This is a genomic window from Mycobacterium sp. (assembly GCF_035633495.1).
Lineage (GTDB): Bacteria > Actinomycetota > Actinomycetes > Mycobacteriales > Mycobacteriaceae > Mycobacterium.
In genome coordinates this window covers 16448-32766 of the sequence record NZ_DASQEU010000048.1, presented here as the reverse complement: position 1 = coordinate 32766, position 16319 = coordinate 16448, and the positions used below count along the sequence as shown (strand labels likewise).

Below are 16319 nucleotides of genomic sequence, written 5' to 3'. Positions count from 1 at the left end.
CGTGTCGCGTGGGCCTACCCGTTAGTTCGGTCACCAGGTCGCAGACGTCGGCGTAGCTCAGGGCCTGCGGCCCGGTGATCACGTAGTCATCGTTGGGTGGGTCGTCCTGTAACAGCAGATGGGTTGCCACGGAGGCGATGTTGGCGACGTCGACGAATCCGATTCGACCGTCCCCGGTGGCGGTGGTGACCTCGCCGGCACGCAGACCTGCCGCGACGGGATGGTCACTGATGAAGTTCTCCATGAACCAGGAGGGCCGAAGCACGACCCACTCCGGAACCATGTCGGAGACCAATCGATGCAATGCACCCAGTCCGTGGTCGCCCGGCTCTGTGGCTGAGGAGCTGAGCAGCACGACGCGGCGCCAGTCGCCGGCGAGCCCGCGTTCGAGGAACGGACGCACGATCGGTGCTGGGTCCCCCATAAGGTGCCCCGACCCTCGCAATAGGCAGCGGGCGAGCAGCTCGATATGCGGCTCCCACTCGGCGTTGATGCGGAAAGACGCCGCGTCGTTTCTGCGGATCAATGACCCGAATGCTCAAACGGGATCGTGCGGGGCTGGTGGGTTCAACGCCGAAACAGATAGGCGCGCAGGTTGGCGACGAGCAATGCCAGCGCTGCGACCAGCAGAAGCACGCCGATGGCAAGTCGCAAGCTCGTGACGAGCAGGAACACGATGCCAGCGACGGCCGCCAGCACACCCAGACCGAGCACGAAGGCGACCACCCGGCGGCGAAGGACCGCTTCCACCGTCATGACAAGCAGCACCGCGGAAACGCCGACCCGGATCAAGGAGGTGTTGCCGAACACCAATGCGCTACCTAGCAGCGCCAACAGCGCGGACAGTGAAATTTCGGTCCAGAAGCGCAGTAGCAGGCCTGGCGGTCGGTGGTTGTCGACGTTCGGCAGCGCCCTGCGTCGCAGGTGAGCGTGCACCCCCGTCACCGGCGGCGGCTCATGCCGTGCGCGGCTGAGATGCTCCTGTTCGATCACGACGGCCCGGCGCGCAGCGCGAAGCTCCGACGACGCGGCTTCCTGCTCTCGCAGCTCTCTGACCGCGCCGAGTGACCCACGACGGTCGGCAGCGAGCATCGGGGGCAACGCCGTCGCGGTCACGCTCAGTTGCTGCATCACGGCTTCGTGGGCGGCAAGTTCGGCAGTGAGCGCAGCACGCTGGTGCTGTAATGCGGTCAGCCGCGCATCCACCGCACGGTAGTACTCGGCTGCGGTGGCGGGCACCTTCTCCAGGCCGGCCCAGCCCACGGGGTCGGCCCAGGACGGACGTATCGTCCCGTTGCGCTCGTAGCGTGGTCCGGCGGGTGCCCGTTCACCGCCGAACGGATCGTCGGTGTCCAGCCCCCAGAGGCCACTGAAGTCCCGGACCCACGGCGTTTCGGCGTCGATCAGCACCGGCGTCCACGGCCGAGGCGTACCCGGCCCGATCTGGACGCCGTCGCCGCGCTTGTAATCGACATACGGGATGCCGACGCCGGGCGCCGGACGATCGCGTGTCCACGGGAAGAGCACACCACGGGCCCTGCTGACGGCTGCGAAGGACCGTTGCAGCGCCGGCGGTTCGACGCGCACTAGGTATTCGCCGGGCAAGTAGGCGCCTGAATGGGATCCGGCGCCCGCATACACGACCGGGTGCGTGTGATCAACCCAGGTGATGTCCGGGTCGTCGCAGCGCCGCCGCAGATCGTCCCCGGTTTCGTCATGCGACGAGAACGCGACCCAGCCCACGCGCAGGACATCAGATCCGTCGGGCCGGTTCGCAGGTCCCGCATTCTCGACGAGCGGAACCAGGAACACGGTGACCTGCTCCCAATCGGCTTCATGGTCGTTGACCCCGCCGAAGGTCGACCGCCAGTCATTCATCGCGTAGAAAAACCAGTACTGCAACACGACGTAGCCACCGTGTGAGCTGATGTGCGCGTAGTACGGGAAATTCGTTTCAGCCGCGGAACCGCTGTAGCGGCGGTGAAGCGCTGCAGTCAACCCTCCCGGAACGGAGCCTCGAAGGATCAGCGAGAGGCGAAACAGGGAGTCGATGATCCTGCCCAGCAGTCCGACCGCGACAAACCGCGACGTGCTTCGGAAGCGTGCGCGGTCGGGATCTCGCCGCCACTGGCGTAACTCGCGGGGGTTCAGCGCGGCCGGAACATAGCGCAGTTCGAGAGTGGCGCCAACGTTGGTGCGGGCCTGGCCGCTCAGCAGGTCGAGGTTGAGATCACCGTGGTCGACGTGGCGCTGACGGTCCCCCTGCCCGGCGGTTCGGCCCCACAGTGCGGCCTGCTCGACGTAGGCATCCACGGCCATCGGGAAAAACAGCTCACCCTCGGTGAAGCGGATCACCGGCTCGTGACGACGAACCAACTCCACCGGATCGACTCCCGCGGGCAGGGGCGCGACGTTCGGGGCCATGCCTGTGATCCTGACACGACTTCGGCGATGTCCGGCGAGAAGAGGATCGGGCCGTGGTTCCCTGCTGGTTGTACCCGGCTGACAGTCGGGTGTGATCGGGGGTTGACCTCGGATGGACGCCTCAGCGCGCAGCGAGCAACTGCGCGAGTTCGTTGACGCTGGGCACCTTTCCGGCGACCACGACCCTGTCGTCGACAACCAGGCCAGGGGTCTTCATCACACCGTAGCCGGCGATCTGCGCGTAGTCGGTGACGGACTCGACCTCAACATCGAGGCCGAGTCCGGTGAGCGCCTCACGGGTGCGCGCTTCCAGCGCCTTGCAGTTGCGACAGCCGGGTCCAAGGATCTTGACGATCATGAGGTGAGCTCCGTTTCGTGCGGATGAACTTGTCAACTGACGAGGTTGAACAGAAATCCAATGATCATGATGCCGACCGCCACCGTGCCGAAGAAGATCGCCAGCAGCGGTGGCTTCAGCACACGGCGCAACATGACCGCCTGCGGGATTGACAGGGCGATCGTGCTCATCGTGAACGCTATGACGGTACCCAGCGACATTCCCTTGGCATAGAGCGCTTCTGCAATCGGCACGACGCCGGCGCCGTTGACATACAGGGGTACGCCCGCCACTGTCGCCACGACGACGGCAAAGGGGTTGCCTGGCCCTGCAAGACGCACGAAGAACTCAGCCGGAACCCACCCGTGGATGACTGCTCCGATGCCGACTCCGAGCACAACCCATAGCCAGACGCTGCGGAAGATGTCCTTCGTTTCGCTGAGCGCGGCACCGACACGTTCGCGCAACGAGGGCACGCGACCCTCGGCACGCAAAGCGGCTACCTTCGTGGTGAACACCACGTCCTCGACCCATCGAGTGAGATCGAAGCGGGAGTAGATCCAGCCGAGGATGAGAGACAGCACGCTGCCCGCCGCCACGTAGGCCGCGGCGATATTCCAGCCGAACTGGTCGCCGATCATGATCGCGGCGATCTCGCTGATCAGCGGTGACGCAATGAGGAAGGTCAGCGTGATCGACAGTGGGATGCCTGCCGCGACGAAGCCGATGAACAACGGGATCGAACTGCAGGAGCAGAACGGCGTGACGACACCGAGAACAACGGCCAGGACTAGCCCGACAAACAGTCCGCGGCCCTGCAGATAGTCCCTGGCCTTGTCCAGATCGAGGCTCGCCCGCAACATGCCGACCACGAACATCAGGCCAGTGAGCAGCAGCAGGATCTTCACCGTGTCGTACAGGAAGAAGTGGACGGCGCCGACCGGGCGGATATGGATATCGAGTCCCAGCCAACCGACGATCGCGTCCCATACGTACTCATTCAGCGCGTAGGCGCCGACCCAGCCGACTGCGGCGAACACCAAGATCCCGATAGTCCGCGTGCGCTCCGACAGCCCGCCGGTCCCGGTGGCGCGAGGAAGAGTACTCACCTACCCACTGTAGAGACGTCATCAACCGGGATCGTAGACACGGGACTGCCCACTATCCGACGCTGTTGTCGCGAACAAGGGGTCTGCTGCATAGATGGGTGACCCCTGAGTTGGCTTGCCCCGCCTGCGGCCGGAAACGTCTCAAGGCCACGCACCTCCGCCCGGAACCACAGTTTGACGAACGGTGCAATCAACCTCTTGGCCGTCTCGGCGGACTTTGGATCCCAATTGGCCAGCTCGGTGGTGTCAAATTCTTTGTCGCTCATGACATCCCACTTCGTTGTGCGGAGCGTGTTATGTGGGCCGAACGCTAACCCCGGTACCAGCGCAGGGAGGGATCTTCGCGATTCCGCGGACCTAAGTCCCCATGGGGTCAGCGCGTCGCGCGCTAACGTCGCTTGATGGCAGCATCCGAGCGCAAAGATGCCCGCGCACGGCGGCTTGCCGGTCCCAGAGACATGGCCCTCCCGTTCACGAGGGCCCGTGAGTTCTATACGCGGACCGCGGACGACGGTAACGATCCCGCGGTGGACGGGCTCCCGGTTGCGCGGCCCACGATCGCAGTCGCCAGACAGGTATTTCACGACGAGATCGTCCTCCTCGGCTTTCGGATGCTGCTGCCCGCCAACGACCAGCAAGCGATCGAGCGGATCAACCGTGAGGTCATCGCCGCGTTGGAGTGCTACGGGCAACAGGGCTGGATGGACAGGCCGGAAGATTACTTCGCGGCTCCACCGACTCTCACCGACGTCTCGGTCCGGCCGGTGACGATCCGCAGACGGGCCTACGAACGCGTGACGTTCGACAGCGGGTACGAGCCGCGTCCGGGGGAACCGGGGCGCGAACGGTGGCTTGGCTACGCCGCGAACCGCCAGGAGTCGGCGTTGGTGCTGCGGCATCGCGAACCGCGGCCCTGGGTCGTGTGCGTGCACGGCGCCCTGATGGGGCGGGGCGCCGTCGATCTGAGGCTCTTCCGTGCCCGGCACCTGCACGACGACCTCGGGCTGAACGTGGTGCTGCCGGTCCTCCCGCTGCACGGTCGACGCACGGAGCGGGGCGCGGTCTTTCCGGGCCAGGACGTGCTCGACAACGTTCACGCCGCGGCCCAGGCGGTATGGGACATCCGTCGAATCCTGTCGTGGATTCGCGCCCAGGAGCCCGATTCGCCGATCGGCCTGAACAGCATGTCCCTTGGGGGCTACGTCACGGCGCTGGTCGCAAGCCTCGAGGAAGGCCTCACCTGCGCGATCCTTGGTGTACCCGTGGCCGATCTGATCAGCGTGCTCGGACGCCATGCCGGCCTCCGTCCCGATGATCCGCGCCAGCAGACTCTTGCTCTGGCGGAACCTCTTGGTCGCATGATCTCGCCGCTGTCGCTCCGTCCTCGGGTGCCGATGCAGGGCCGCTTCATCTATGCCGGCGTAGCCGACCGAGTGGTGCACCCGCGTGACGAGGTTGCACACCTCTGGGAGCACTGGGGCAGACCCGAGATCGAGTGGTACGAGGGCGGGCACACCGGGTTCTTCCGGTCGCGTCGTGTTCACGACTTCATCGACGGGGCGCTCCTTCGATCCGGCCTCGTCAGGATGAGCCACGCCCGCTAACCCGCCAAGTTGAAGTTACCGCCCGTGCCATAGACGGCCAGCGAGACGAACAAGGTCACCACCACCACTGCGACCAGCGAGGTGCGCACCGCATCGCCGGTCGCCACACCGACACCGGCCGGACCGCCCGAAGCATGGAAGCCGAAGAATGTGTGTATCAACAAGATTGCGGTTGCCATGACGATGGCCTGTGCGAAAGACCACAACAGGTCGATGGGGTTCAGGAACGTCGTGAAGTAGTGATCGTAGATCCCCGACGACTGCCCGAGCAGCATCACGGTCGTAAAGCGGCTTGCGAGGAAGGACAGGATGACGGCGATCGAGTAGAGCGGAGTGATCGCCACGAAGCCGGCGACGAGTCGGGTGCTGACCAGGAACGCAATCGGGCGGATCGCCATGGCTTCAAGAGCATCGATCTCTTCGTTGATTCGCATGGCACCCAGTTGCGCGGTCACGCCGGCGCCGAAGGTGGCTGCGAGGCCGATCCCAGCGACGACCGGGGCGGTGACGCGAACGTTGATGAAGGCCGCCAGGAAGCCGGTCAGAGCCTCGATGCCGATGTTGCCCAGAGAGGTGTAGCCCTGGACCGCCAGTGTTCCGCCGGTTGCCAGCGTCAAGAAGCCGACGATCACGAGCGTCCCACCAATCATCGCCAATGTGCCCACACCCATGCTGATCTCGGCGATGAGGCGAACGATGTCCCGCCGGTAGTAGCGCAATGCGTAAGGGATGCCCGCCACCGCGTCGCGGTAGAACAGCGCGTGGTCACCGATTCGCCCCAGGACGGTGATCGGAAGTTCGAGTCCGCGGATGAGCCGCGGATTGGCGGCCCGCAACGTCGCGGCCTTAGTCTGCTCACCGTTCGTCAGTCGGAGACGCTCGCGAGGAGTAGGAGTAGGAGTAGGAGTAGGAGTAGGAGTAGGCGAACTTGGCTCACCATGGAGGACTTCGCTTTGGGGGATGTTCACAACATCACTGGCCCCTCCTTGGAGGCGCCCGAGCCGGATCAGGATCAGCTCTCTGCAGGCACGTCTCACGCTGCTACGCGTCCCGGGCTCTCTGTAGGGTCGTTCGGCCCGGGTGTGGGAGCCTCAGTGCCCCATTCGCCGCTGTCGGAATGCCCGACCACTATCAGGCAGCTGTGTCGGCCGGGCGCTCGGTCGCCGACACGATCCGCGAGAAGCTCGGCCGGCGCTGACCTGTTTGATCTAGGTCTAGACAGCAGTGGCCCCCTCAGTTTGGAGGGGGCCCACTGTTGGAACGGTGTTACTTACTCTGCGCTTCCGCTGCTTCATGCTTGGGCGGTGTCAGGGCCTTCTTGATGTCAGTGCTGAGCTTCTTGAGCGCGGAGCCGACCGGGTTGGTGGTCGCCTTCCGGTGCTTGGCGACGCTCGTTGCGGTCGAGACGGTCGTGGCGACCGGGGTGGCCTCCACGGTCGTCTTGGGGGTCGTCGCCTTCGCCTCGGCTTCCAGCGACTTCTTCTCAGTGCCTTCTTCCGCTATCCGACTGGTCGCGGCGGGAGACGGGAGTAGAGCTTCCTTGAAAGGCGCCCGGAACGCGTCCCTGGCCCCCAACAGAACGGTGTCGCGGAAGTCGATGAGATTGCCATCGGGTGCGGTGTTCGCTTCGTGGTTCCCGTCGGTGCCACCGATGGGAACAGGCAGCACCTTTGCGAACGCGTCGATGGTGGGGTCGGCCGCCCACAAGGGGGCGTCGATGTTGGCCTCGATCGCGTCATACAGCGCCTGATTGAACGGCGTTCCTCCGGCGATGGCCGCAGCCACGGCGAGCGGGGTCAGCGGTTCCCCCTACTTTGATCGTCCCCTTGGGCAATGTGTTCATGCCCTTGGAGCAAACTTAACAGATTCTCAAGTTTCCCTTTTACTCGACTCGCGCCCTCACCGAACCCAGCAACGAAATCCGTTGCGACGAAGGGTAACTAGGGCCGCTCACACTGGGTAAAGACAGAGCTCAAGCCATACGCCAGCGGACTTGTCTTTTGTCTCAGCGCAAACACTTCATTACTTAAGATTGGATGAATCTATTCTCAGGTTGTGAGACAGTCATCACCTTTTTCAAGATCAGGCAATGAACGCCGAGCGAACAGGTGTCCAAAAAGGGCATCGCGGCACCGCTCAGCGCACCCGGAATCTGCTCTTCCGGGCCTGCGGGTGCTTCCGCGGTTTCACCGGGGCGCGGATCTTCGTCGGCGCCGTGCTCGCGGGCGAAGGCATCGTAGGCGTCGATTCAGCCGACGTGGGTGAAGTATTTAACGATGGCGGAACATATTCGCTCGGTGAGACAGAGCGACACGGCACGTGAACCTACGCAGCGTGCCCGGTGGAGGTGCGTATCGGAGGTTCATGACCTGCGAATACGGTACCGAAAAGGGTGGAGCTAAGGGGATTCGAACCCCTGACCCCCACACTGCCAGTGTGGTGCGCTACCAACTGCGCCATAGCCCCTTCAAGTGGTGCCAGTCGACGCTACACCAAGCAGCACTTGCGGTTCAAAACCTCTGTTCAGGGCACCTCGCCGCCGGCTTCGGGGCCGAACGGGCGGGCTGAGGTGCGTTCGGTACTGGTCCGCGGCCGGGTCTCCGGCGCGAAGACCCAGCCGACGGCGGCCACCAGAAGAATCACGCCGCTGACCACGAACGCCGACCCGAACGTGAGGTGCTCGGCGATCTGACCCACCGCCAGGGAGCCGAGAATCGCCCCGAAGTCCGACATCATCTGGAACGTCGCCACCGCGGTCCCACCCCGGGACTTGCTGCCGATGATGTCGGCGACCGCCGCCTGCTGGGGCGAGATGAACATGCCCGTCGCCGCACCGGTGACGTATGCGGCCACGAGGAACAGTGGCAGGGAGGACGTGAAGCCGACGAGCACCGTCGACACCGCCGACACCGTCAGACCGCAGATCATCAGCTTGCGTCTGCCGATCCGGTCGGACAGATAGCCGCTCGGGATCACCGCCGAGACGTTGCCGATCGCGAACGTCGCCAGCGCCAAGCCCGCCATCCCGGCACCGCGCCCGAGCACCTCCACGACGAACAGGGGCACCAGCGCAATGCGCAGGCCGAATGCCGACCAGCCCGTGGCGAAGTTGGAGAACAGGGCGGCCCGGTAGGCGCGGTTGCCCAGGGCCGTCCGCACCGAGATCGCCGGTTCGGTCTGTACGTCCGGTGCCGCCAACGACGAGTGCCGCAGCCGGACGAACACCACGGCGACCGCGATGAGCAGCGCGACACCGTAGATGACGAACGGCGCCGACAGGCCGAGTCCGACGGTGAGGCTGCCGAGCACCGGTCCACCCACCGAGCCGATCAGGAATGCACCCGAGAACAGGCCGGCGACCCGTCCGCGCGCGTCCGACGGCGAGATCCGGATCATCAGGCCCAGCGAGGACACCGTGAACATGGCCGAACCGAACCCGCCGAGCGACCGGAACACCAGCAGCTGCCAGTAGGTCTGCGCGAACGCACACGCGCCGGTGGACAGGGCCACGATCACCAGACCGGTCAGGTAGATGCGCCGCTCCCCCAGCTTCTGGACCAGCACGCCGCTGACCGGCGCCGCGCACAGCCGCATCAAGGCGAAGGCCGTGATGACGAACGTCGCGGCGGCGATGCTGACGCCGAAGTTGCGGGCGTACTGCGGGAGTACGGGCGCCACGACGCCGTAGCCGAGCGCGATCACGGCGTTGGCGGTGACGAGGACCCACACCTCGCTGGGCAGCTTGGGCTTCGCCGGACAGTCACCCTCCGCGACGGAACTCACTCAGTCGATCTTATTGGATGACGGAGTTCACCACGTCCTTGGCGGCCTGCTGCACCTCGGCCAGATGCTCGGGTCCCTTGAACGACTCGGCGTAGATCTTGTAGACGTCCTCGGTGCCGGACGGCCGTGCGGCGAACCAGGCGTTCTCGGTCGTCACCTTCAACCCACCGAGCGCAGCCCCGTTGCCGGGCGCGGTCGTGAGCTTCGCCGTGATCGGCTCGCCCGCCAACTCGGTCGCACTCACCTGCTCCGGTGACAGCTTGGCGAGCCGCGCCTTCTGCTCCCGGTTCGCGGGTGCGTCGATGCGCGCGTAGGTCGGTGCGCCGTACTTCTCGGCCAGCTCCGCGTACCGCTGCGAAGGCGTCGACCCGGTGACCGCGAGGATCTCCGAGGCCAGGAGGGCCAGGATGATGCCGTCCTTGTCCGTGGTCCACACCGACCCGTCATTGCGCAGGAACGACGCGCCCGCGCTTTCCTCACCACCGAAACCAATTGTGCCGCTGATCAACCCGTCGACGAACCACTTGAAGCCGACGGGAACCTCGACCAGCTTGCGGCCGAGCCCGGCGACTACTCGGTCGATGATCGACGAGCTCACCGCCGTCTTCCCCACGGCGGTCGAACCCGGCCAGTTCGGCCGGTGCGAGTAGAGGTAGTCGATCGCGACGGCCAGATAGTGGTTCGGGTTCATCAACCCGCCGTCGGGGGTGACGATGCCGTGCCGGTCGGAGTCGGCGTCGTTGCCGGTGGCGATCTGGTAGTCGCCGATCTTGCCGATCAGCGACGCCATGGCATTGGGCGAGCTGCAGTCCATCCGGATCTTGCCGTCGGTGTCCAGCGTCATAAACCGCCAGGTGGGGTCAACCAGCGGGTTGACCACCACGAGATTGAGCTTGTGCGTCTCGGCGATCGCACCCCAGTAGTCGACGCTGGCGCCGCCGAGCGGGTCGGCTCCGATCCTGATCTCCTCAGCGCGGATGGCATGAATGTCGACGACGTTCGGCAGGTCGGCGATGTAGGCGTTGAGGTAGTCGTGGCGCTGGGCGATCTGCAGTGCGCGCGCCAGCGGGATACGCTTCACCTCATTGAGCCCGCCGCGCAGGATCTCGTTGGCACGCTTGGCGATCACTCCCGTCGCGTCCGTGTCGGCGGGGCCACCGTTGGGCGGGTTGTACTTGAAGCCGCCGTCCCGCGGCGGGTTGTGCGAGGGCGTCACGACGATGCCGTCGGCGAGGTCGCTGTCGCGGCCACGGTTGAACGCCAGGATCGCGTGGCTGACCGCGGGCGTCGGCGTGAACCTGTCGGCACCGTCGATCATCGCCACCACGTCGTTGGCGGCCAGCACCTCCAGCGCGGACACCCAGGCCGGCTCTGACAGGGCGTGCGTGTCGCGGCCGATGAACAAGGGTCCGGTGGTGCCCTGGGCCGCGCGGTACTCGACGATGGCCTGCGTGGTGGCGAGGATGTGCTCCTCGTTGAATGCGGCATCGAGGCTGGATCCGCGATGCCCCGACGTTCCGAACGCCACCTGTTGATTGACGTCGTCGGGGTCGGGTTGGACGGTGTAGTACGCCGTCACCACCTGGGCCACGTCGATCAGGTCTTCGGGGAGCGCTAGTTGTCCGGCACGGGGGTTGGCAGCCATGAATCTGATTCTGCCCCTTCGCCGCGCGCCGCGAGTCCGCGTCGCCAACAATTAGGGCTGATGGCGCCACCTGGTCGAGATCGTCCGCTCAGAAGGCCGACACCAGAGCGAGCCCGACCGCGCACGCGGCGACCGACATGACCAGCGAGCCAGTCGCATTCAGCAGAGCCAGCCCGCGCCGGTTCTGCTGCACCAGTCGAACGGTCTCGAAACTGGCCGTACTGAATGTCGTGTATCCGCCGCAGAAGCCCGTCCCCACCACGGTCTGCCACGCGCTGGGCTGGTCACCGAAGAGCACCAGGCCGGCCAGAATCCCCAGCAGCAGCGACCCCGTGACGTTGATGATCACGGTGGCCCATGGGAACGCGGTCTGCCACCGACGTTTGATCGAGGCGTCGAGCAGGAACCGAGTCAATGCGCCCGTGGCGCCCGCGAGAAGGGTGAGGACGACGATCATGCGCGTGCCTTCGAGCGGTGAACACTTGCCGCAACCACGATCCCGAGCCAGGCGGCGACGACTCCACCCACGACGCTGAGCACGCCGTAGCCGATCGCCGTGGCGATCTGTCCATGCCGATCGAGCGACACGACCTCCAGCGCAAACGTGCTGTAGGTGGTGAAGGCGCCGCAACCGCCGGTGCCCGCGCAGAGGCGGGCGCGCTGCCGCCAGCCCGAGTCATCGCCGAGCCGCGCGAGCCCCTCCAAGAGGGCGCCGAGGATGAATGCACCGCCGAGGTTGACGAGGAAGGTCGCCCATGGCCAACCCGAGGGGTCGTGAGGCAGAAGGTTCTCGACCAGGTATCGCATCGCCGTGCCGACCACTCCGCCGACGAAGACCCACGCCAACGACGACGCCCGCAGGTGCACCGGTCTGCGCGTTCCCACGTCGGGATCGGAGGGCAACTCGAGATGTGAGTCGGTCGCGCGCCCACTTGGGTCGTCGCCGCCGCCTTCAACCGATCGATCCATGGTCCTACCCCATCACCGGCAACCACTGAGCCGCGAGATCGCGTACCCACTCCGCCGCCGCGTCGGCGTCGTGGGGCGGACCCGCGACGAGGACCAATTCGTCGACTCCCAGGTCGGCGAGCTCGGCGACGTCGGATCGTTGCGGATCGAGGAGCGCCACCGCCAGACGCAGTTCCGTCACGTCGCGGCACCGCTCCTCGCACGACGCTCGGATCTTCGCGAGGTGCCCGGCCACGGCCGCCGGGCCGTCGACGTTGAATCCGTACCAGCCGTCGCCCCAGTCGGCAACCCGGCGCAGCGCCGCGTCGCTGTTGCCGCCGAGCACGATCGGAATACGTCCGTTGCGAACCGGTTTCGGGTTCACCCGCACCGAGTCGAATGCGACGAACTCGCCGTCGAAGGATGCGGGGTCGTCGCGCCACAACGTTCGGATGGCCTCGACGTACTCAGCGGTGCGGGCGGCCCGTCGCTCGAACGGAACGCCGAGGGCATCGAACTCCTCACGCGACCAGCCCACACCGATACCCAACGTGAACCGGCCACCGGACAGTGTGTCGAGCGTCGCGGCCTGTTTGGCCACCAGAACGGGATTGTGTTCGGGCAGTAGGAGCACGCCGGTCGCAAGGTCGATGGTCGACGTCGCGGCGGCGACGAAGCTCAGTCCGATCATCGGATCCAACCAATCCGCCTCAGCGGGGACGGCTATCTGGCCGTCGTCGGAATACGGGTAGCGCGATGCGGACCGGTCGACCATGACCACGTGTTCGCCCGACCACAGGGTGGCGAAGCCGGCCTGCTCGGCGGCCTTCGCCACCGCGTCGATGACCTCGCGCCTGGCGCCTGACCCGATTCCGAGCGCGTGCAATCCGAGTCGCATCGGGCCATCGTCTCACGCACCGATCAGCAGGACACCCGTCCACACCAGGGCGATCATCTTGACGAGTTCGAGGGCGACATAGGCGAAGTGGGCACGCGAACGCCGCCCTTCGTCACCCTCGAGAACGGCGGCGGTCCGCCGGGCCAGCAGTGGGCGGACCGCGATGGTTTGCGTCAGCAGCGCGCCCACTGCGACCAACAATGCGATGTTGAGCGCAGCCGACGTCTCGTGGGTGAAGAGCGCGAACGAGATCACGACGGCGAACACGTACTCGAAGACGTTCAGCGCACGGAACACCAACCGGCCGATGCCAAGTCCGATCCTCAGCGTGACGCCGGGCGCGCGAAACTTCAGCGGCGCCTCGACGAACGAGATGGCGAGCACCATGCCCAGCCACACGAACACCGCGGCGACCGCCAACCTCGTACCGGAGTCCACCGCGGCAGCCTACGACAGGGATGCGATTCTGAAGGGGTGCATGGTGAATCCCGGGACTACGCGGCCGAGCTCGCTCGGTGGCAGGACGCCGGCGCCACCTGGCAGGTGGTGGCGCAGACGTCACGCGGGCGTGACGATCGCACTGATGCGGTGCGACGGCGGTGAGGAAGTCGACCGGTTCACGTCGGACGATTCGCGACTCCTAGAATTCGTCGAGGGGAATCGACCATGAGATGGACTCGCCCGCTGCGACATTCACGACACACACGAGATCGACGCCTGATCGCTGCGCTGGCGGCGCTGACGGCGCTGACGGCCTGCGCCCCTGGTGCCGAAACATCCACTACTACGCCTTCGACGACGACACCCGCGTCAGCGGCTACGACCACCACGGTCATCACTTCCGCGCCCATCACACCGACGGCGCGGACCGTGAACTGGTTCGACCTCGATGTCGGTGACTGTCTGGCCGACCCGCCGCCGGTCGATCCCACCGTGATCGCGGTTGCCGTCGTCGACTGCGCGACGCCGCACCGGGCCGAGGTGTTCCTGCGTGCGCCGATGGCGGTCAACACCGCCATCGCCGATGTCATCGACCGCACGTGCGGTGACGGCTTCTCCGGGTACACCGGAAGATCCGTCGGCGATGGCAGCTATTCGCTGACCTACCTCATCGACTCCAATCAGAACCGGACGTCGTCGAATCCCGACCCGAGCACCGTCATCTGCCTGCTCGAGGCACCGGGCGGGGCAATGCTCGCGGAGTCCGCGCGCAGGTGACGATTGCCCTTTTGAAACGTGATGTCGCCCGCGCTATCACGTTCCACTAGGCGTCCCTACTCCGACGGTTCGACCTCGGCCGCCTCGACCAGCAGCGACATGCCATGGTGGCGCGGCATTCCCACCGCAAAGCTGTGCAGGTCGTCGACCGTGCCCACCGTCTTGCCCGTGAACATGTCCATCACGTGGCTGCCCGGCGGCAGGTGTTCGGAACGCACGCTGCCCGCGATGTCCTCGTTGGCGAAGTTGAGCAGGGTGAGCTGATGTTGGGACGGATCCTCGAGCTGGTGGACGAGCACGAGCATCCCCCGGTGTGAGACCTCGGGGATGTCGACCTGCCGACTGGTGGCGACGCCGTAATGCGAACGCACCCGCAGAATGGCCTGCAGCTGGCGCAGGAAGCTGGTGTCGTCGGCAAGCTGCGCGGGGATGGAACCGTACAGGCTGCGGCCGCGCGGCATGCCCGCCATCGATCGGGTCGCGCGCTCGTTGACGCCCATGAGGTCGTGGCCGGCGCGGTGGATCCACCGGGTGTCGCCCCCTCGGAGCAACTCGGCGACCTCGGTGGGCGGCAGCGTCAACATGCCGCACATGTCCCAGCCCGACAGCGCGAACACCCCGGGCTGCAGCGCGTTGAAGATGGCCAACAGCAGGTGGGCGCGACGGATCGGATCGACGTCGTCGATCTCGTCGAGGTCGGAAATGCCCAGCGCCGCGGCGACGACGGTCGCGGTGGTGGACGCGATGCCGTTTGTCGTGAACACCTGGTTGTACGGCGCCTTGGGTCCGGTGAGTTGGTCGAGCAGATCCTGACGGACCGATTCCCCGAGTTGCTCGCCAGTGATCTCCTCGCCCTTGTAGGTGTAGACGTCGTCGCGATGGCCGGTGGACCAGTGCACCAGCTCGTAGGTCAGCTCGTCGTGGTTCTGCAGCGCGTGCACCAGCGACGCCGGATCGACGCCCAGTTCGATCGAGGTGCGCAGCGTCAGCCGCAGGAACTCGGTGTCCCCGGTGGCCAGGGCGTGATGGTAAGCGGGCCGGTTGATGAAGTCGTAGGACAGGTCGGCGCCGGCCTCCCCGGTTTCGCGAATGTCGTCGATCGTGAGGTTCAACTCCTGGAAGGTGAACCCGCCGACCTTGCGCACCATGCTGGCAATCAGATGGTTGGCCGCCTCCGACAACGGGTGGCCTTCGGACCAGGCGGGGCTGCCCTCCGCTGCGCTCTTCTCCACGCCCAGGAAGCCGTTCGCGTCCAACCGCAATGCCCCGGTTCCCATGTCGGTCAGCGAGTGCAGGGCGTCTCCCATGACCATGCGCATCCCGGCGAACGTCGGGTCGAGCCAGTTGATGGAGGGCTGACCGTCCTTGAAGTAGTGCAGGTAGACCCAGCGACGTTCGACGCCGTCGACGCCAAGGACCGGGCGGGTGACGCTCCAGTTGGTTTCCTTGACGCCCTCGGCGTAGAAGATCACCCGCTGTAGTCGACCGATGATGTACCCGGCCTTGTCCAGCCACTCCTCGGTGGCGGCGTCGATGTTGACCGAATCCACGCCGGGCGGAGTGTCCGGCAGCTCGTGCCAGTCCCGAGGGTCGATCTCGACCATGTGGTAGATGCCGGGATAGTCGGCATACTTCATCTCGGCGAGGCGGAAGTCCGCCCCCTTGCCGGTGTGACCTGGCACCACGTCGTCGATGATGGTACCGCCGTACCAGTTGGCGGTCGCACACATCCTCCGGAACTCGTCCTCGGTGCCGAAGGCCGGGTCGATCTGGGTGCTGATCCGGTCGAAGTGGCCGTCGACGCTCGGCGTGTACTCCCAGCCCGAGATGCCGCCCGCGCGCTTGACCGGGCCGGTGTGGATTCCCTCGATGCCGATCTCGGCGAACGCCTTCCACATCTCCTCGTCGGCCATCGCCGTCAGGAACGACTCGTCGGGCCGCGTGATCAGCGACAGCGGGTAGGCGGTGAACCACACCGACGCCGCGGTGACGGCGCCTCGCGGGTTGGGATTGGCGAACGGGTTCTGCCACATCGAGCCCTGACCGGAGAACTGCTGGCTGATCTCGTTGGCGTCGGCAAGCATCGACTGAGCGAGCAGCCACGACACGTATGCCGGATTCTCACCCGTGGCCGAACCGTCCTGAGCCACCGAACGACGCGCGAACGGCGCCTTGACCCGCGGACGGAAGCGGAGGGTCCTGGGCCGTGCCGGGTGGCGGTACTCGTCGTAGGTGATCTCGGTTGGTTCGTGCGTCTGATCGTCACTCGCCGCGTCCGTCATCTACTTCCTCACCACTCGACTACCTGCCTGATTCCCCATGACGCTGCCCGCGGCCCGCCTTCCGCGCCGTA

At 65.9% G+C, this 16319-nt stretch carries 16 protein-coding genes, 1 tRNA gene and 1 pseudogene; 4 read left to right on the top strand and 14 right to left on the bottom strand.

All coding sequences use genetic code 11. From position 1 onward, the window contains the following. From VET27_RS07590 to VET27_RS07575, 4 genes are all read right to left on the bottom strand, one after another. Positions 1 to 403, bottom strand: a 403-nt coding sequence (locus tag VET27_RS07590) for a Rossmann-fold NAD(P)-binding domain-containing protein (RefSeq protein ID WP_526516671.1), incomplete at its 3' end; no start/stop codon positions are given. A 164-nt stretch (positions 404 to 567) separates the two neighbouring features. Continuing rightward, complete coding sequence (locus tag VET27_RS07585; RefSeq protein ID WP_526516669.1) at positions 568 to 2424, bottom strand: hypothetical protein; 1857 nt, start codon at positions 2422 to 2424, stop codon at positions 568 to 570. A gap of 121 nt (positions 2425 to 2545) precedes the next feature. Beyond that, positions 2546 to 2782, bottom strand: a complete 237-nt coding sequence (locus VET27_RS07580) for an MTH895/ArsE family thioredoxin-like protein (protein ID WP_526516667.1) — start codon at positions 2780 to 2782, stop codon at positions 2546 to 2548. Between the two features lie 32 nt (positions 2783 to 2814). Continuing rightward, positions 2815 to 3870: a permease gene (locus tag VET27_RS07575; RefSeq protein ID WP_526516665.1), complete on the bottom strand. Its 1056-nt coding sequence runs from the start codon at positions 3868 to 3870 to the stop codon at positions 2815 to 2817. Between the two features lie 458 nt (positions 3871 to 4328). On the opposite strand from VET27_RS07575, the gene VET27_RS07570 reads away from it, so the two are divergent. Next, the gene (locus tag VET27_RS07570; RefSeq protein WP_526516673.1) at positions 4329 to 5474 is read left to right on the top strand and encodes an alpha/beta hydrolase family protein; all 1146 of its coding nucleotides are present in this window, start codon (positions 4329 to 4331) and stop codon (positions 5472 to 5474) included. Here the strand turns inward: VET27_RS07570 and VET27_RS07565 are convergent. Both VET27_RS07565 and VET27_RS07560 read right to left on the bottom strand, forming a co-directional pair. Further along, the gene (locus tag VET27_RS07565) at positions 5471 to 6310 is read right to left on the bottom strand and encodes an MlaE family ABC transporter permease (RefSeq protein ID WP_526516663.1); all 840 of its coding nucleotides are present in this window, start codon (positions 6308 to 6310) and stop codon (positions 5471 to 5473) included. The genes VET27_RS07570 and VET27_RS07565 overlap by 4 nt on opposite strands. Before the next feature lie 430 nt (positions 6311 to 6740). Then, positions 6741 to 7259, bottom strand: coding sequence for a hypothetical protein (locus VET27_RS07560; protein WP_526516661.1), 519 nt, complete (start codon positions 7257 to 7259; stop codon positions 6741 to 6743). Between the two features lie 304 nt (positions 7260 to 7563). Between VET27_RS07560 and VET27_RS07555 the strand changes: the two genes are divergently transcribed. Then, a complete protein-coding gene (locus VET27_RS07555) occupies positions 7564 to 7797 on the top strand; it encodes a hypothetical protein (RefSeq protein WP_526516659.1) in 234 nt (77 codons plus the stop codon). A 70-nt stretch (positions 7798 to 7867) separates the two neighbouring features. Here the strand turns inward: VET27_RS07555 and VET27_RS07550 are convergent. The 7 genes from VET27_RS07550 to VET27_RS07520 form a co-directional block, all read right to left on the bottom strand. Beyond that, a tRNA-Ala gene (locus tag VET27_RS07550) sits at positions 7868 to 7940 on the bottom strand. Positions 7941 to 7997: 57 nt separating this feature from the next. Continuing rightward, positions 7998 to 9257, bottom strand: coding sequence for an MFS transporter (locus VET27_RS07545; protein WP_526516657.1), 1260 nt, complete (start codon positions 9255 to 9257; stop codon positions 7998 to 8000). 10 nt (positions 9258 to 9267) lie between these two features. Continuing rightward, positions 9268 to 10902 (bottom strand): phosphoglucomutase (alpha-D-glucose-1,6-bisphosphate-dependent), encoded by a 1635-nt coding sequence (gene pgm, locus VET27_RS07540; protein WP_526516655.1) that lies wholly within the window; start codon positions 10900 to 10902, stop codon positions 9268 to 9270. Between the two features lie 88 nt (positions 10903 to 10990). Beyond that, entirely contained in the window at positions 10991 to 11359 is a 369-nt protein-coding gene (crcB, locus tag VET27_RS07535) for a fluoride efflux transporter CrcB (RefSeq protein WP_526516653.1), read from the bottom strand. Then, positions 11356 to 11871, bottom strand: a complete 516-nt coding sequence (gene crcB, locus VET27_RS07530; protein ID WP_526516651.1) for a fluoride efflux transporter CrcB — start codon at positions 11869 to 11871, stop codon at positions 11356 to 11358. The genes crcB (VET27_RS07535) and crcB (VET27_RS07530) overlap by 4 nt, the downstream gene beginning before the upstream one ends. A gap of 4 nt (positions 11872 to 11875) precedes the next feature. Next, the gene (locus VET27_RS07525) at positions 11876 to 12748 is read right to left on the bottom strand and encodes an LLM class F420-dependent oxidoreductase (protein WP_526516649.1); all 873 of its coding nucleotides are present in this window, start codon (positions 12746 to 12748) and stop codon (positions 11876 to 11878) included. A 12-nt stretch (positions 12749 to 12760) separates the two neighbouring features. Beyond that, positions 12761 to 13186 carry a hypothetical protein gene (locus tag VET27_RS07520; protein ID WP_526516647.1) on the bottom strand — a complete coding sequence of 142 codons (426 nt, stop codon included), beginning with the start codon at positions 13184 to 13186 and terminating at the stop codon, positions 12761 to 12763. Positions 13187 to 13222: 36 nt separating this feature from the next. On the opposite strand from VET27_RS07520, the pseudogene VET27_RS07515 reads away from it, so the two are divergent. Together VET27_RS07515 and VET27_RS07510 are read left to right on the top strand one after the other, a co-directional pair. Next, positions 13223 to 13418 (top strand): annotated as a pseudogene (locus tag VET27_RS07515) (hypothetical protein). Continuing rightward, positions 13415 to 13966 (top strand): hypothetical protein, encoded by a 552-nt coding sequence (locus tag VET27_RS07510; RefSeq protein ID WP_526516645.1) that lies wholly within the window; start codon positions 13415 to 13417, stop codon positions 13964 to 13966. The pseudogene VET27_RS07515 and the gene VET27_RS07510 overlap by 4 nt, the downstream one beginning before the upstream one ends. 56 nt (positions 13967 to 14022) lie before the next feature. On the opposite strand, the gene treS is transcribed toward VET27_RS07510, so the two are convergent. Continuing rightward, the gene (gene treS / locus VET27_RS07505) at positions 14023 to 16248 is read right to left on the bottom strand and encodes a maltose alpha-D-glucosyltransferase (protein WP_526516643.1); all 2226 of its coding nucleotides are present in this window, start codon (positions 16246 to 16248) and stop codon (positions 14023 to 14025) included. Positions 16249 to 16319 lie beyond the last annotated feature (71 nt).

What these genes read in the sequence shown, in the direction of transcription:
- VET27_RS07585 (WP_526516669.1), bottom strand. Translation starts at nt 2,424, where the DNA reads ATGGCCCCGAACGTCGCGCCCCTGCCCGCGGGAGTCGATCCGGTGGAG.
- treS (WP_526516643.1), bottom strand. Translation starts at nt 16,248, where the DNA reads ATGACGGACGCGGCGAGTGACGATCAGACGCACGAACCAACCGAGATC.
- crcB (WP_526516651.1), bottom strand. Translation starts at nt 11,871, where the DNA reads ATGGATCGATCGGTTGAAGGCGGCGGCGACGACCCAAGTGGGCGCGCG.
- VET27_RS07580 (WP_526516667.1), bottom strand. Translation starts at nt 2,782, where the DNA reads ATGATCGTCAAGATCCTTGGACCCGGCTGTCGCAACTGCAAGGCGCTG.
- VET27_RS07510 (WP_526516645.1), top strand. Translation starts at nt 13,415, where the DNA reads ATGAGATGGACTCGCCCGCTGCGACATTCACGACACACACGAGATCGA.
- pgm (WP_526516655.1), bottom strand. Translation starts at nt 10,902, where the DNA reads ATGGCTGCCAACCCCCGTGCCGGACAACTAGCGCTCCCCGAAGACCTG.
- VET27_RS07570 (WP_526516673.1), top strand. Translation starts at nt 4,329, where the DNA reads ATGGCCCTCCCGTTCACGAGGGCCCGTGAGTTCTATACGCGGACCGCG.
- crcB (WP_526516653.1), bottom strand. Translation starts at nt 11,359, where the DNA reads ATGATCGTCGTCCTCACCCTTCTCGCGGGCGCCACGGGCGCATTGACT.
- VET27_RS07525 (WP_526516649.1), bottom strand. Translation starts at nt 12,748, where the DNA reads ATGCGACTCGGATTGCACGCGCTCGGAATCGGGTCAGGCGCCAGGCGC.
- VET27_RS07555 (WP_526516659.1), top strand. Translation starts at nt 7,564, where the DNA reads ATGAACGCCGAGCGAACAGGTGTCCAAAAAGGGCATCGCGGCACCGCT.